This is a genomic window from Microtetraspora niveoalba (assembly GCF_001570405.1).
Lineage (GTDB): Bacteria > Actinomycetota > Actinomycetes > Streptosporangiales > Streptosporangiaceae > Microtetraspora > Microtetraspora niveoalba.
On record NZ_BBYM01000014.1, the window covers coordinates 64753 to 77792 of the forward strand.

12 protein-coding genes are annotated in these 13040 nt (G+C 69.2%); 5 read left to right on the top strand and 7 right to left on the bottom strand.

The window, feature by feature from the left end:
- The first annotated feature begins 13 nt into the window (after positions 1-13).
- From AWQ70_RS14430 to AWQ70_RS14440, 3 genes are all read left to right on the top strand, one after another.
- Positions 14-841, top strand: coding sequence for a class I SAM-dependent methyltransferase (locus AWQ70_RS14430; RefSeq protein WP_084517037.1), 828 nt, complete (start codon positions 14-16; stop codon positions 839-841).
- Positions 842-875: 34 nt separating this feature from the next.
- Positions 876-1586, top strand: coding sequence for a PIG-L deacetylase family protein (locus tag AWQ70_RS14435; RefSeq protein WP_067175661.1), 711 nt, complete (start codon positions 876-878; stop codon positions 1584-1586).
- A gap of 103 nt (positions 1587-1689) precedes the next feature.
- Positions 1690-2442 (top strand): SDR family NAD(P)-dependent oxidoreductase, encoded by a 753-nt coding sequence (locus AWQ70_RS14440; RefSeq protein WP_067175664.1) that lies wholly within the window; start codon positions 1690-1692, stop codon positions 2440-2442.
- 9 nt (positions 2443-2451) lie between these two features.
- Here AWQ70_RS14440 and AWQ70_RS14445 read toward each other — a convergent pair whose 3' ends face one another.
- Together AWQ70_RS14445 and AWQ70_RS14450 are read right to left on the bottom strand one after the other, a co-directional pair.
- Positions 2452-4392, bottom strand: a complete 1941-nt coding sequence (locus AWQ70_RS14445; protein ID WP_157530068.1) for a hypothetical protein — start codon at positions 4390-4392, stop codon at positions 2452-2454.
- An 87-nt stretch (positions 4393-4479) separates the two neighbouring features.
- Positions 4480-5739, bottom strand: coding sequence for a nucleotide sugar dehydrogenase (locus tag AWQ70_RS14450; protein ID WP_084517039.1), 1260 nt, complete (start codon positions 5737-5739; stop codon positions 4480-4482).
- 511 nt (positions 5740-6250) lie between these two features.
- On the opposite strand from AWQ70_RS14450, the gene AWQ70_RS14455 reads away from it, so the two are divergent.
- Positions 6251-7048, top strand: coding sequence for a WbqC family protein (locus AWQ70_RS14455; RefSeq protein WP_218004527.1), 798 nt, complete (start codon positions 6251-6253; stop codon positions 7046-7048).
- Positions 7049-7251: 203 nt separating this feature from the next.
- Here the strand turns inward: AWQ70_RS14455 and AWQ70_RS14460 are convergent, their stop codons facing one another.
- The 5 genes from AWQ70_RS14460 to AWQ70_RS14480 all read right to left on the bottom strand — a co-directional run bounded on the left by AWQ70_RS14460 (position 7252) and on the right by AWQ70_RS14480 (position 11955).
- A complete protein-coding gene (locus tag AWQ70_RS14460) occupies positions 7252-8247 on the bottom strand; it encodes a glycosyltransferase family 2 protein (RefSeq protein WP_067175674.1) in 996 nt (331 codons plus the stop codon).
- A gap of 110 nt (positions 8248-8357) precedes the next feature.
- Positions 8358-9122 (bottom strand): methionyl-tRNA formyltransferase, encoded by a 765-nt coding sequence (locus AWQ70_RS14465; protein ID WP_067175677.1) that lies wholly within the window; start codon positions 9120-9122, stop codon positions 8358-8360.
- A gap of 172 nt (positions 9123-9294) precedes the next feature.
- Positions 9295-10272, bottom strand: a complete 978-nt coding sequence (rfbB, locus tag AWQ70_RS14470) for a dTDP-glucose 4,6-dehydratase (RefSeq protein ID WP_067175680.1) — start codon at positions 10270-10272, stop codon at positions 9295-9297.
- Positions 10269-11336 carry a glucose-1-phosphate thymidylyltransferase gene (locus AWQ70_RS14475; protein ID WP_067175683.1) on the bottom strand — a complete coding sequence of 356 codons (1068 nt, stop codon included), beginning with the start codon at positions 11334-11336 and terminating at the stop codon, positions 10269-10271. The genes rfbB and AWQ70_RS14475 overlap by 4 nt, the downstream gene beginning before the upstream one ends.
- Positions 11337-11487: 151 nt before the next feature.
- On the bottom strand, positions 11488-11955 hold the full coding sequence (locus AWQ70_RS14480) for a GtrA family protein (protein WP_084517041.1): 468 nt from the start codon (positions 11953-11955) through the stop codon (positions 11488-11490).
- Between the two features lie 77 nt (positions 11956-12032).
- Here AWQ70_RS14480 and AWQ70_RS14485 point away from each other — a divergent pair, with 77 nt between their 5' ends.
- Positions 12033-13034, top strand: a complete 1002-nt coding sequence (locus tag AWQ70_RS14485) for a glycosyltransferase family 2 protein (protein WP_084517043.1) — start codon at positions 12033-12035, stop codon at positions 13032-13034.
- Positions 13035-13040: the final 6 nt, after the last annotated feature.

Genomic DNA, 13040 nt, shown 5'->3' on the forward strand with positions numbered 1-13040 from the left:
GAGGAGCGATCCAATGCGGGCAGGCGTGCGCGAACAGGCACGATCACCGATCCGAGGAGGGCCCGAAATGGATATCAGCTATCACGAAACCCAGGATCGCCTGACAAGTCGCATACGCGCGCACAAGCTGTTCGGAAACTTCGACATCACCGACTGGATCGACGATTTCCTCGGCCGCCGCCCGCGCGTGAACATCCTCGACCTCGGGTGCGGCGACGGGAACCACATCGACCTCTACCTGCGGCACGCGGGCAAGACCGGCACCGTCACCGGTGCCGACCGCGACGCCGCGCTGATCGCCCGCGCCCGGGACCGCTATTCGGACGCGGAGAACCTGAGCCTGCACGTCGGCTCGATGGACGAGGAGCTGCCCTTCGAGGACGGCTCGTTCGACCTGTGCATGGTGACTTTCGCCGTCTACAACGCGAAGAACGCCGAATTCACGCTCCGCGAGATGCACCGCGTGCTCGGCGAGAACGGCGAACTCGTCATGATCGGACCCACCGCGAACAATGTCGCGGAACTCTACGAATTCAACGAGAAGGTGACTGGCCGGAAGGCGGACGACAAGACGCTGCGCCGTTCGGAGAGGATCGTCAACGAATTCCTGCCGCTCGCGCTGGGAATCTTCGGCGGCGTCCAGGCGGAAGTGATCAACTCCGTGCTGACCTTCCCGAACCGGGACGAGTTCCTCCGCTACTTCTGCTCGACCCTCCTCTACGAGGAGATCGCCGAGCGCGAGGGCCTCTCGCTCGACGACCTGAAGGCGTACTGCCCGCCGAGCGGAACGATGCCGGTGTCCAAGGAGATGGTCGCGGTGGTGGCCACGAAGTCGGCCTGAGCGGCCCGGTACGGATCACGAAGGGGGAACCAGCATGATGGACTGGACCGGCCAGCGGCTCCTGGTGGTCGCTCCGCATCCCGACGACGAACTCCTGGGCTGCGGCGGCCTCATCAACATGGTGAAGCGGTCCGGAGGGCAGGTGTACGTGCTCTTCGTCACCGTCGGCGACACGAGGGACTTCTCGCAGGCGGGACACTCCACCGGCTCGGAGCGCGAGCGCGAGATCGAGGAGGTCGTCAAGCACTTCGGCCTGGACGGCCACCACATCGCGCTGCGCGGCAGCGAGTACCACCTGCGGCTGGACCACCTGCCGCGGCAGCGTCTGATCGACGTCATCGAACGCGACGGCCCGCTCTCGCTCGCCGAGGTCCGCCCGTCCGTGGTGCTGCTGCCGGAGATCACCAGCTACAACCAGGACCACAAGGCCGTCGCGCACGCGGGGATCACCGCGCTGCGGCCGGGCCCGCTGAACGAGCGCCACCAGCCGCGCGTGGTCCTCATGTACGAGGAGGTGGCCGACGGCTGGAGCGGCGAGAGCGTCTCGCCGCGGAACTTCTTCGTCGGCATCGAGCCGGACGACCTCGACCAGAAGATGGAGGGGCTCCGCCTCTACGCGAGCCAGTGGCGGACGCACCCCCACACACGTTCGGAGGAGGCGCTCCGCGGCCTGGCCGCGGTGCGCGGCGTCCAGTCCGGGCAGCCGCTCGCCGAGGCCTTCAACTGCCTCAGGTTCACCGCCTGAGGACGATCACGCGTACGCGGCGGCCCCGGCCGGCCCGCGCTCTCATCGGGAGCGACGGGTGGCCGGGGCCGCCGCCGTGTCTCCCTGGGGCTAGTCTGCCGTCATGCCCACCGCTCTCATCACCGGCGCGACCGCCGGCATCGGCGCGGCGTTCGCCCGCCGCCTCGCCGCAGACGGCTTCTCCCTCGTGCTCGTCGCCCGCGACGGGGCCCGCCTGTCCGCCACCGCCGCCGAGTTGCGCAAGCGGTACGGCGTGGCCGCCGAGGTGCTGCCCGCCGACCTCTCCCTCGACGAGGGCGTGCGCCGGGTCGAGGAGCGGCTGGAGCGCGGCGTCGACCTGCTGGTGAACAACGCCGGCTTCGGGCACCCGGGCGCGTTCCTCGAGGTCCCGGTGGAGGACGAGGTGACCATGCTGCGCGTCCACTGCGAGGCGGTGCTGCGCCTCACCCTCGCCGCGCTGCCGGGGATGCGCTCACGCGGCCGGGGCGCGGTGATCAACGTGGCGTCGGTGGCGGCCTTCTTCACCCGGGGCACCTACAGCGCGTCCAAGGCGTGGGTGGTCAACTTCAGCGAGTCCGTCGCCGCCGAGATCGGCGACCCGAACGTACGCGTCATGGCGCTCTGCCCCGGGTTCGTCCGTACCGAGTTCCACCGGCGGGCGTCGATGGACACCTCCGGCATCCCGGGCTTCCTGTGGTTGTCGGCCGACCGCGTGGCCGCCGAGGCGATGCGCGACCTCGCCCGGGGGCGGCGGGTCAGCGTCCCCTCGGCGCGCTACAAGGCGATCGTGTCGGTGGGCAGGTTCGTCCCGCGCAACCTGGTCGGGCAGGTGTCGGCCCGCCTCGGGCGCCGCTGACCGGTCCGGTCAGCGCAGCCGGGCCGGGATCCGGTAGACGGCGTAGTCGCCGGCGCGGAACCGCAGGTTCGCGGCGTCCCCGACGGGCGGCGTGCGGCGCTCCTCGACGACGAGCCACCGCACGCCGAAGCGGTCGCGCAGATACTGGAAGGCCGCCGCGGACGGCCGCCGGAAGGCCGCGTCGTTCAGCCGGAGCCGCTCGGCGTCCCAGAACGGGAGCGGCGGCACCGGCTCGCCCGGCCGCCGGAGGTCGATGTTCGCCGTCGTGTACGCCCACCCCTCGACCAGCGCGCGCCGTTCGGACAGCGCGGTCACCCAGAAGTGGCGGCTGTCGCACGGGTCCTCCCGGCCCCAGACACAGTGCGCGTTCGTGGCGACCAGGTCGTCCGGACGCGAATGGGCGCGCAGCCACCGCCCGGCGGCGAGCGCGCCGCGCGGCACCTTCTCCCGGTCGGGGTGGACCGCGCGTCCCGCCGCCGGGTCGGTCCCTCCGGTCCCTCCGCCCGCGCCGAGCGCGAGCACGCGGATCGGGTACGCCGCGAGCAACCCGAGGATGATCACGGCCGCCGCCCGGCGCCACGGCCGTTCCCTCCTCCTCATCACGACGAGGAACCCGTACACCGAGAGGATCGCCAGGTACGGACAGACCGTCTGCAGGAAGTGGCCCTCGTTCAGGTAGGTGCCGCCGAGCGGGGACACCGGGCCGGCGCCCGCCTGGCGGACGCCGCCGTACAGGACGAGCTGCGCGAAGGCCGTGCACGCGGCGGTCATGCCGAGCGCGGCGAGCGCGGCCCAGGGCGGGCGGCGGTCGCGGACCGCGCGCACCGCCGCGGTGAGGGCGAGCCCGGCCAGCAGCAGCGGCAGGTGGGTCGCCTCGGTCCCCATGACGGCGGCCAGCAGGACCGCCGGCAGGATCCACGCGCCCAGGCCGCCGCGTCCCTTCAGGAGGTCGGCGAGCACGAGTACGGCGGCCGCCGCCGACAACGCCCCGAACATCTGCGAGGGGTCGCCCCACCCGCTCGGCCCCGGGCCGTCCCACGGCAGCGGCCCGTCCGCGCCGCCGTACAGGCCGGGCATGGACACGAGCAGCGTCCCGGCGACGGCGAGCGCCGCCGCGACCCGCGAGCCGGTGACGCGGTGGCCGATCGCCCCGACGAGCACGGCGAACCCGGCCGACATCGGCAGCACGGCCAGGCGGTAGACCAGCACCATCGGCTCGACGCCGGTGACCCAGCTCGCCGACGCGAGGTGGGCGTACACGAACCAGGGGTGGAGCAGCGGCTCTCCGGCGACCATCGGCGCCTGCGGCGGCATGTGGTGCCGCAGCTCGCCGACCAGGGCCAGGTGGTACGGCATGTCGGAGAGGGACGCCCCGGCCCGGGGCCAGGTCAGCGCGTTGGCGGCGAAGAGGCTCGCCGCGCTCCACACCGCGAGGCACACGACGACGAGCGCCAGGAACCACGACCACCAGCGCGGCGCGGCGGCTCCCCCGGACGGCGGCCGCCTCCAGTGGCGGCGCAGCCGGGGGACGGCCAGGAAGGCGACGTAGACGGCGGCCGGCCACGCGAGGACGAGCAGCGGCTCTCCGAGCGCGCGGGCGGCGACGTAGACGGGCACCTCGACCGCGTATCCCAGCGCGACGCCGAGGGCGAGCTCCTCCCCCGGCGTGCGGCCGGACGCGCCGCCGCCTTTCCCCGCGCCCTTCCGCGCCCCGCGCACGGCCCCGCGCAGGCCCCGGAGCAGCAGGACGCCGGGCAGGGCGAGGCCGAGCGCGAGATAGAGCCCGAAGGCGGCGAGGTCGCGCGGCGACACGCCGTTGAGCAGCAGCACCGCGGCCGTGAACACGAGAGCGAGCGCGCCGGGCGCGCAGCGAGCCAGGCGGGATCTCCGATGCCGTCCGGCGTGCCTTCCCCCGCCTAAGGACACCCGCGCCGCGATGGTCCTGACCATGCGGAGAGTCTGGCGGCGGGGCCGCGGCCCCGCCGCCGTCTTTGCCAGCACTTCACCCTGGCGCCCGGCCCCGGCCGGGCACCGGGGTCACAACCGCTCGACGTTGAAGCCCCGGCAGCGATTGCGGGTGTCGAAGATGAACGGGGCGGCCCGCTGGACCAGCTCGTAGTCGAAGCAGTCGTGGTCGGTGAGCACGACGACCGCATCCGCCCGGGCCAGCTCGTGGTAGGACGCCTCGGCGATCTCGATGCCCTCGGGCAGCAGCGCGAGGTCGACGTGCGGGTCGGCGGCCCGGACCTCCGCGCCGAGCTTGACCAGCGCCCGGGCCACCTCGATCGCCGGGGACTCGCGGCAGTCGCCCGCGTTCTTCTTGTACGCGAGGCCGAGCAGCAGCACGCGGCTGCCCCTCACCGGCTTGAACCGCTGGTTGAGCGCGAGCGTCAACCGGTGGACGACGTGCTCAGGCATGTGGTCGTTGACGTCGTTGGCCAGCTCGACGAACCGGAAGTTGTGCCCCAGGCTGCGCTTGACCTTCCAGGACAGGTACGACGGGTCGATCGGGAGGCAGTGCCCGCCGACGCCGGGACCCGGAGTGAAGCGCATGTAGCCGAACGGCTTCGTCGAAGCCGCGTCGATGGCCTCCCACACGTCGATGCCGAGTTGCCGGGCGAAGATCGACAGCTCGTTCACCAGCGCGATGTTGACGTGCCGGAACGTGTTCTCCAGGAGCTTGCACAGCTCGGCCACCTGGAGCGACGACACCGGGACGACCTGCTCGACGAGCGCGCCGTAGAACGCCGCGATCCGGGCGAGCGACGCGTCGTCGACTCCCGAGACGACCTTCGGCGTGTTCTCCAGCCGCCAGCGGGCGTTGCCCGGGTCGATGCGCTCCGGGCTGTAGCCGAGGAAGAAGTCCTCCGGCGCGCGCAGCCCGGACCCCTCCTCCAGGATCGGACGCAGGTACTCCTCCGTCGTCCCCGGATAGGTGGTGGACTCCAGCACCACGGTGGAGCCGCGCCGTACGAGCGGGGCGACGCACCGCCCGGCCGAGGCGATGTGGCGCAGGTCGGGCGCGCCCTCGCTCAGCGGCGTCGGCACCGTGATCACGCAGATGTCGAATCCCTCGGCCTGCGTGTAGTCGGCGGCGGCGCGGTACCGGCCGGAGCGGTGGGCCGCGGCCAGCACCTCGTCACCGATGTCCTCGACGTAGCTCTGCGCCGCGTTGAGCCGTTTGACCCGCCATTCGTCCAGGTCGACGCCCACGACGTCGAACCCGGCCTCGACCGCCCGCATCGCGAGCGGCAGGCCGACGTATCCCTGGCCGACCACGACCAGCTTCTCTCCCACTTCTCAGGACCCCCGTCATTTCCAGACCAGATGGCCTGACTCTAGAAGTCGGGAGATCCCGGACCGCCGAAGGCGGATTCGGCGTGTCGCATTCCAAGTCCGGCATCCCGGCGACCCGTCGTCGTAATGTCACGCCACTGACGGACCGCGATCGGATTTCGAACAACGGGACCGCTTCGCGAAAGAAGAAAAATCTTCGCCTCCACCGTCTCGGCCCTTCTCGTCAGCACCGGATCGTCGCCGCATTTCGCCGACGCCCGCCCCGGAGTCGAGATGCCACGGCGCGACGTAAATTCCCGGCAACGCGCCCGACGCTCTTCGGCAAAAGCCACGGTGTACGCGGGACCGTTGATCGGTTTCGCCGTAAATTCAAACGGTTACCTGGTCGCTGCACCCATAGGTTCCTGTCGCCCCCTTCAGGCGAGGCAGCCGATGTGTCCCACAGGTGACGCCCGACGGCCGATGTCGCCGGTCGGCGCCCGCCCGCAGCGAGGGGGGCCACGGAATCGCCGTGCTCTCGCCGAACACAAATCACGCCGAACAATACGAAAGCGCGAAACGAATGAAGCGAGTTGCGATAGTGCAATCGAATTATATCCCCTGGAAGGGATATTTCGATCTCATCGCCCATGTCGACGAGTTCATCCTGCTCGACGACGTGCAATACACCAACAGAGATTGGCGTAATCGCAACCGCATAAAGACGGTCACGGGCCCCATGTGGCTGTCGATTCCCATCAGGCACGGAAGCCGGAGCCAGCTGATCAACGAGGCGACCGCCACCGACCAGTCCTGGCGCGTCAAGCACTGGCGAGCGCTTACACACGCCTACCGGAGGGCCCCCTACTTCGACGAGTACGCCATGGTCCTGGAAAAGATGTACCGTGAGTGCCCGGGAAACAGGCTGTCCGAAATCAACAGACACTTCCTCGAAGGGCTCTGTTCAATTCTCGGCGTCCAGGCCAACCTGCGTCAATCCACCAACTACGGCGCGACCGGCTCCAAAAGCGAGCGTCTCATCGACCTGTGCCGGAAGTCGGGAGCGACCGGATACGTCACCGGCCCGGCCGCCCGGGCCTACCTCGACGAAGCCCTCTTCCAGAATGCGGGAATCGAGGTTCAATGGTTCGATTACTCGGGCTATCGCGAGTATCCGCAACTCCACCCGCCCTTCGACCATCACGTGAGCGTCCTCGATCTCATCTTCAGCACGGGGCCGGACGCCAAGGGATACCTGAAGATCGCCACCGCCCCGGGGCCTCATGAGGCGCCGTCACTCCAGCCCGCGCTACCGCAGGCGCCCACCTGACCCGGATCTTCCGTTATCTCGATACCGGCAGCCGTAGATCGAGGTCAGTACTCCGGCCGTAGTTCTTGATCGCCTCTCGTGAACGGCCTGGCGGCGGTGATGGCCGATCCGGGCGGGCGCCGGGTGGTGGGACACGCCCCACCACCCGGCGCCCGCAGGTCGACCTCGTTCCGGTGAGCCACCGTGAAGAGGGTGGCGACTGATCAGCGATCGCCCGATCCGTCACCCGCGTACACACCGACGCCGGCAGCGGAGGCCGCGACGGCGACCGAACCGGCCTGCTCGGCGCGCTCCCGCACGACGTAGGTCGGCCGTCCCATCCCGCTGCTGTGGATGCGGCCGACGTACTCCCCCAGAACGCCGACGGCGATGAGCTGGGCGGCGGAGAAGAGCGCCACCATCGAGGCGATGGTGGTGAATCCCGCCACCGTGGTCTCCCCTGTGGCGAAACGCCATAGAACGGACGCGCCCAGCAGAAGCCCGAAGGTCCCGACGAGGAACCCCAGATAGCTCGCCACTCTTAGCGGTGCGGTGCTGTAGCCGAGCAACAAGCTGACCGCGTGCCGGATCAGCAGGCTCGGGGTGTAGTTGGACCGCCCGTGACGACGCCGATCCATGTGCACGTGGACGAAGCCGACGCGAGTCGTCGTCCACGACAAGGCCACGTCCACGGAGAAGTGCGGCCCGGACAGTTCCTCGAACCCCTCACGCAAGCGGGTCCGGAAGACGCGGAACGCGCTGATCACCCGGGCGCTGCGCACGCCCAGCATTCCGGAGATGCAGGTCTTCAGCGCCCGCGAACCGAGGTTGCGGATCACCCCGTGCTCCTCCTCGTGCGCGACGCCGTACACCAGGTCGAGGCGGTCCCCTTCGAGCGTGGCCAGCATCAGCGGAATCTGCTCCGGCGGGTGTTGCAGGTCGTCATCCATGGTGACGATCACGTCGAAGCGCGCCTCCCTGATGCCGGCCATCAGCGCATTGTGCTGCCCGTAATTGCGGGACAGATGGATCGCACGGACGGCGGCGATCTCGCGGGCCAGGCCGGAGGCCACGTCCCACGTGTCATCGGGGCTTCCATCGACGACGAGGACGACCTCGTACGGTACGGAGAGATCCCGCAGAACCGGAACGAGCCTCGCCAGCAGCGATGGCAGGGTTCCCGCCGATCGGTAACACGGGATGACCACCGACACGGACATAAATCCCCCGGTTGTTTCGCATTGGCCGACTACGATCCACTCGCACGCGAAGCCGCGGACGCCTCACCTCCGCCTGACTTCGGCGAGCCCCCATCACACGCGCCCGGCGGTCACTCCGGGATCAGCTCCAGAAAGAGGCGGATCACGGTGCCGTCGAGCGTGCGGAGCCGCACGCAGTTGTCCCGGTTGAAGCACCGGCCCCGGACGATGTCCACCATGCGTCCGACCGTCATGATCTGGTCCGGGTCAAGGTACGCGAGTTCCTCGAACTCTTCGGTCGTGTGTGCGGTGGCCTTGTCGTGATCCTGTTCTTCCGGTGTGAGCGCGTTCGCGCACAGCAAGGGCCACGAGCGCCGGAACAGTTCGACGGCGGCGTCCTCTACTTTTCGATAGAGCGAACCGCCTGTGTCGTGCGGCTGGACGGGGACCTCCTCCTGCGCGAGCACCGGACCCGTGTCGACTCCCTGGTCGACCATGTGCAACGTCGCACCGGCCGGCGTGCCGTCGATGATCGACCAGATCGCCGTCCGCCGCCCCCGGTTGTACGGCAGCAGGGAGGGATGGAGGTTGACGATCCCGCGCGGAAACGCGTTGATGAGCTCTGATCTGAATATGTGCCCGAAATACAGGGATATCCCCAGCTCCGCGCCGAGCCCTGCGATGCGGCGCACCGTCTCCCCGTTCTTGAGCATGTCCCCGGTGAGGATCAGGCCCGCCCGCTCCAGGTCGGGGAACAGGCTCCTGATCTCGTCTGCCCGGCGCTGCTGCCCGGGGGCGTTGAGGACGACCGCGGCGACCTCCGCGTCAGGCCTGCCCTGCAGCCACGTCGCGATGTCGAGACCGGTGCGGTCATTACAGAATAGGACGATCCGCATTCTTTGCTCCCTGGGAATCGGGTTCGTGATCGTGCGGGCGCTCAACGCTCCGCGTCGTCGGCGCACGACGCCCGGCGGCCCGCCGTGACAGGGCCCCCGGGCGTGCGCGTGAATTTCGAGCGGTTCCACCTCTGGGCGTCCGCATGACGGACGACCACAACCGCCCTGATGATCAGGAGGTCGTCGCCCTGAGCCCGCGCCACCAGTCCTCGTGGTCGCGGTACCACCGCACGACCTCGTCGAGTCCCTTGTCGAAGTCGACCAGCGGCGTGTACCCGATCGAGCGGATCTTGGAGGAGTCGACGGAGTAGCGCAGATCGTGACCGAGCCGGTCCGGGACGCGCTCGACCATCTCCCAGCCGGCACCGAGGGCGTCGAGCAGCCGTTCCGTCAACTCCAGGTTCGTCAGCTCGACCCCGCCGCCGATGTTGTAGATCTCGCCGCCGGAGCCCTTGTCGAGCACGAGCTGGATGCCCCGGCAGTGGTCGTCGACATGCAGCCATTCACGCACGTTGCGGCCGTCGCCGTACAGCGGGACAGGTCTGCCGTCGATCAGGTTGGTGACGAACAGCGGGATGACCTTCTCCGGGTACTGGTAGGGGCCGTAGTTGTTCGAGCACCTGGTGACGCGCACGTCCAGCCCGTGCGTCCGGTGGTACGCGCGGCAGAGCAGGTCGGCGCCCGCCTTGGCGGCGGAGTAGGGCGAGTTGGGCAGCAGCGGCTCGGCCTCCGTCCACGACCCGTCGTCGATCGACCCGTACACCTCGTCGGTCGAGACCTGGACGACCGTGCGCACGTCGTGCTCGAGCGCCGCCTGCAGCAGCCGCTGCGTGCCCTGCACGTTGGTGACCACGAAGTCGCCCGCGCCGGCGATGGAGCGGTCCACGTGCGTCTCGGCGGCGAAGTTGACCATGACGTCGTGGCCGGGCACGAGCTCGTCGAGCAGGGCGGCGTCGGTGATGTCGCCGCGGACGAAGGTGAGCCGGGTGTTCCCGTCAACCGGCCGCAGGTTGGCCAGGTTGCCCGCGTACGTGAGCTTGTCGAGCACCGTCACGTGCGCGTCCTCGTAGCCGGCGTACGCGCCGGACAGCAGGCACCGCACGTAGTGGGAGCCGATGAAACCGGCCCCGCCGGAAACCAGGATCCTCATGCGCGCACCTGAACCTTGCTGTGGTCTCCCACCATGAGCTGGTAGGAGTTCGGCACTCCGGCCGCCTTCGTGACCTCGACGTTACGGCCGATGAGGGAGTAGCTCAGCCCGCTGACGCCCCTGATGGCCGATTCGCCCAGGACGATGCTGTACTCCACCTCGGCCTCCTCCAGCGCGCAGCCCTCCCCGATGGACGTGTACGGGCCGATGTACGAGCGATCGATCTTGGTGTTGGCGCCGATGACCGCGGGCCCCCTGATGACGGAGTTCTCCACGACCGCTCCCGGGCCGATGACGACCCGGCCGGTGATCTCCGAGAGCGCGTCCACCGTCCCCCGGCAGTCGCGCTCGATCGCCTCGAGCACGATGCGGTTGCACTCCAGCATGTCCTGGAGCCTTCCGGTGTCCTTCCAGTAGCCGGTGACCAGGTGCGACTGGACCCGGCGGCCGCTGTCGATGAGCCACGTGATCGCGTCGGTGATCTCCAGCTCGCCCCGCGCGGACGGCCTGATCGCGCGCACGGCCTCGTGGATGGCGGGCGAGAACGTGTAGACCCCGACGATCGCGAGATCGCTGCGCGGGTTCTCCGGCTTCTCCTCGAGCGCGACGATCTCCCCGTCCGGCCCGAGCTCCGCGACGCCGTAGAACTGCGGCTCGGCGACCGGGGTGAGCAGGATGCGCGCGTCGCAGTCGGCCGCCCGGAAGGCGTCGACCAGGCCGGAGATGCCGTCGACCAGGAAGTTGTCCCCGAGGTACATCACGAAGGGGTCGTCACCGAGGAAGTCCCGGGCGATCAGGACGCAGTGCGCCAGGCCGAGCGGGGCCTCCTGCTCGATGTAGGTGACGTCGAGCCCGAACGACGACCCGTCGCCGACGGCATCGCGGATCTCGTGGGCCGTGTCACCGACGATGATGCCGACGCTGGTGATCCCCGCCTCGCGGATCGCCTCGAGCCCGTAGAAGAGCACCGGCTTGTTCGCGACGGGAACCAGTTGTTTCGCCGACGTGTGGGTCAGCGGGCGCAATCTGGTCCCCTTGCCGCCCGCCAGAACGAGTGCCTTCACCGCTCTTCGAGTCCTTCCATGCTTTGGATCCCTCTTTGAAGAACGCATGGCCGCAGCGACCATCTGACCGGTCGAAATTACTGGGGACTCGAATCGAGAACGTCGCGCCGAAGGCCGCATTTGCCGAACGGTGTTGCACATGTTGCCAGGGCTAGACGTTGCGGGCGCCGTCCCGCTCCCGGAAGGTCCAGGCCCGGTGTATCGCATAACTCAGCGGCGGGCTGAGCAGGATTATCAGGCCCTGCGCCACCATGATGGGAATCCCGGCGAACTCCACCAGAATGGGCAGACCGATGACGGACAGGCCGAGGAAGCTCAGCCCGACGGCATAGAAGCGCAGGTAACCGGGCAGCCATCCCACACCGGAGGACTTGAAGACCACCAGCCTGTACGCCGGATAGACGATCAGCGTGGTGATGAGGTGGCCGACCACGACGAGGAAAAGATAGGGCACCGAATTCTTGGCGACCAGCAATCCTAGGCCAAGGAGAACGTAATACACCCCGGCCGTCATGGCACCGGCCAGCAGATATGTGATGCGCTGGCCGAGGAGAGCCGGCATCGCGATCCGCCGCGCATCTGGGTTTTCCCGGGCACTCCGGCTTTTGAGTTCGAGCATATTTAGGTCACTCCGGATCTGCCGTGGACGCCGATCAGAGGGAGTGTAATCGGCGGCGCGAGAGAATCGGAGGATCGATGTCGGTGTCGGTGGTAATTCCGTGTTACGGATCAGCGCGGACCCTTCCGCGGCTGCTGGCCAGGCTCATGCCCGTGCTGCGCGGCGTCTCCCCCTGTCACGAGGTGATCCTCGTCGTCGATGGGAGCCCGGACGACACCTGGGCCGTCGCCTCCGATCTGGCCCGCCGGGTCGAGGGGGTGCGCGCCCTCCACCTCTCCCGCAACTACGGCCAGCACAACGCCCTGGTCGCGGGCATCAGGGAGGCCAGGTTCGACGTCGTCGTGACGATGGACGACGACCTCCAGCACCCGCCCGAGCAGATCCCCCTCCTGCTGGCCGCGCTGGAGGGCGAGCGTCTCGACCTGGTCTACGGCGTCCCGCACGAGGAGGAGCACGGTTTCCTGCGCAGTCTCGCCTCCCGTTCGGTGAAGGCGGGGATGGCGGCCGCGCTCGGCGTCCGCGCCGCACGGTCGATCAGCGCGTTCCGCGCCTTCCGCACCCGGATGCGCGAAGGCTTCGACGGCCTGACGGGGCCGCACGCCTGTGTCGACGTGGCGCTCTCGTGGGCCACGACCCGCGTCGGCACCGTCCCGGTGCACATGAGCGAGCGCAGCGACGGCCGGTCCAACTACACCCCCCGCCTGCTCGTACGGCACGCCGTCACCATGCTGATCGGCTACAGCGCGGCTCCCCTGAGGGCGGCCAGCTATCTGGGATTCCTCGCGGGCATCGTCGGCCTGCTGCTCGGCGCGGCCGTGCTGTGGAGGTTCGTCATGGGTGACACCACGGTGGCGGGGTTCACGACGATCGCCTCGATGGTCGCGCTCTTCTCGGCGGCGCAGCTCGTATCCATCGGAGTGCTCGGCGAGTATGTCGGCCGCATCCACGGCGGGGGGATGGGCCGCCCGAGCTACGTCGTTCGCGAACGGGCCGAGACGACGGACGACGGCACCGCCGGGCGGGTGTCGGATGGCATCGACTCCCCAATCGGAGCCGGCTCCGGATCGGGTGGCCGGTGAGAAAGG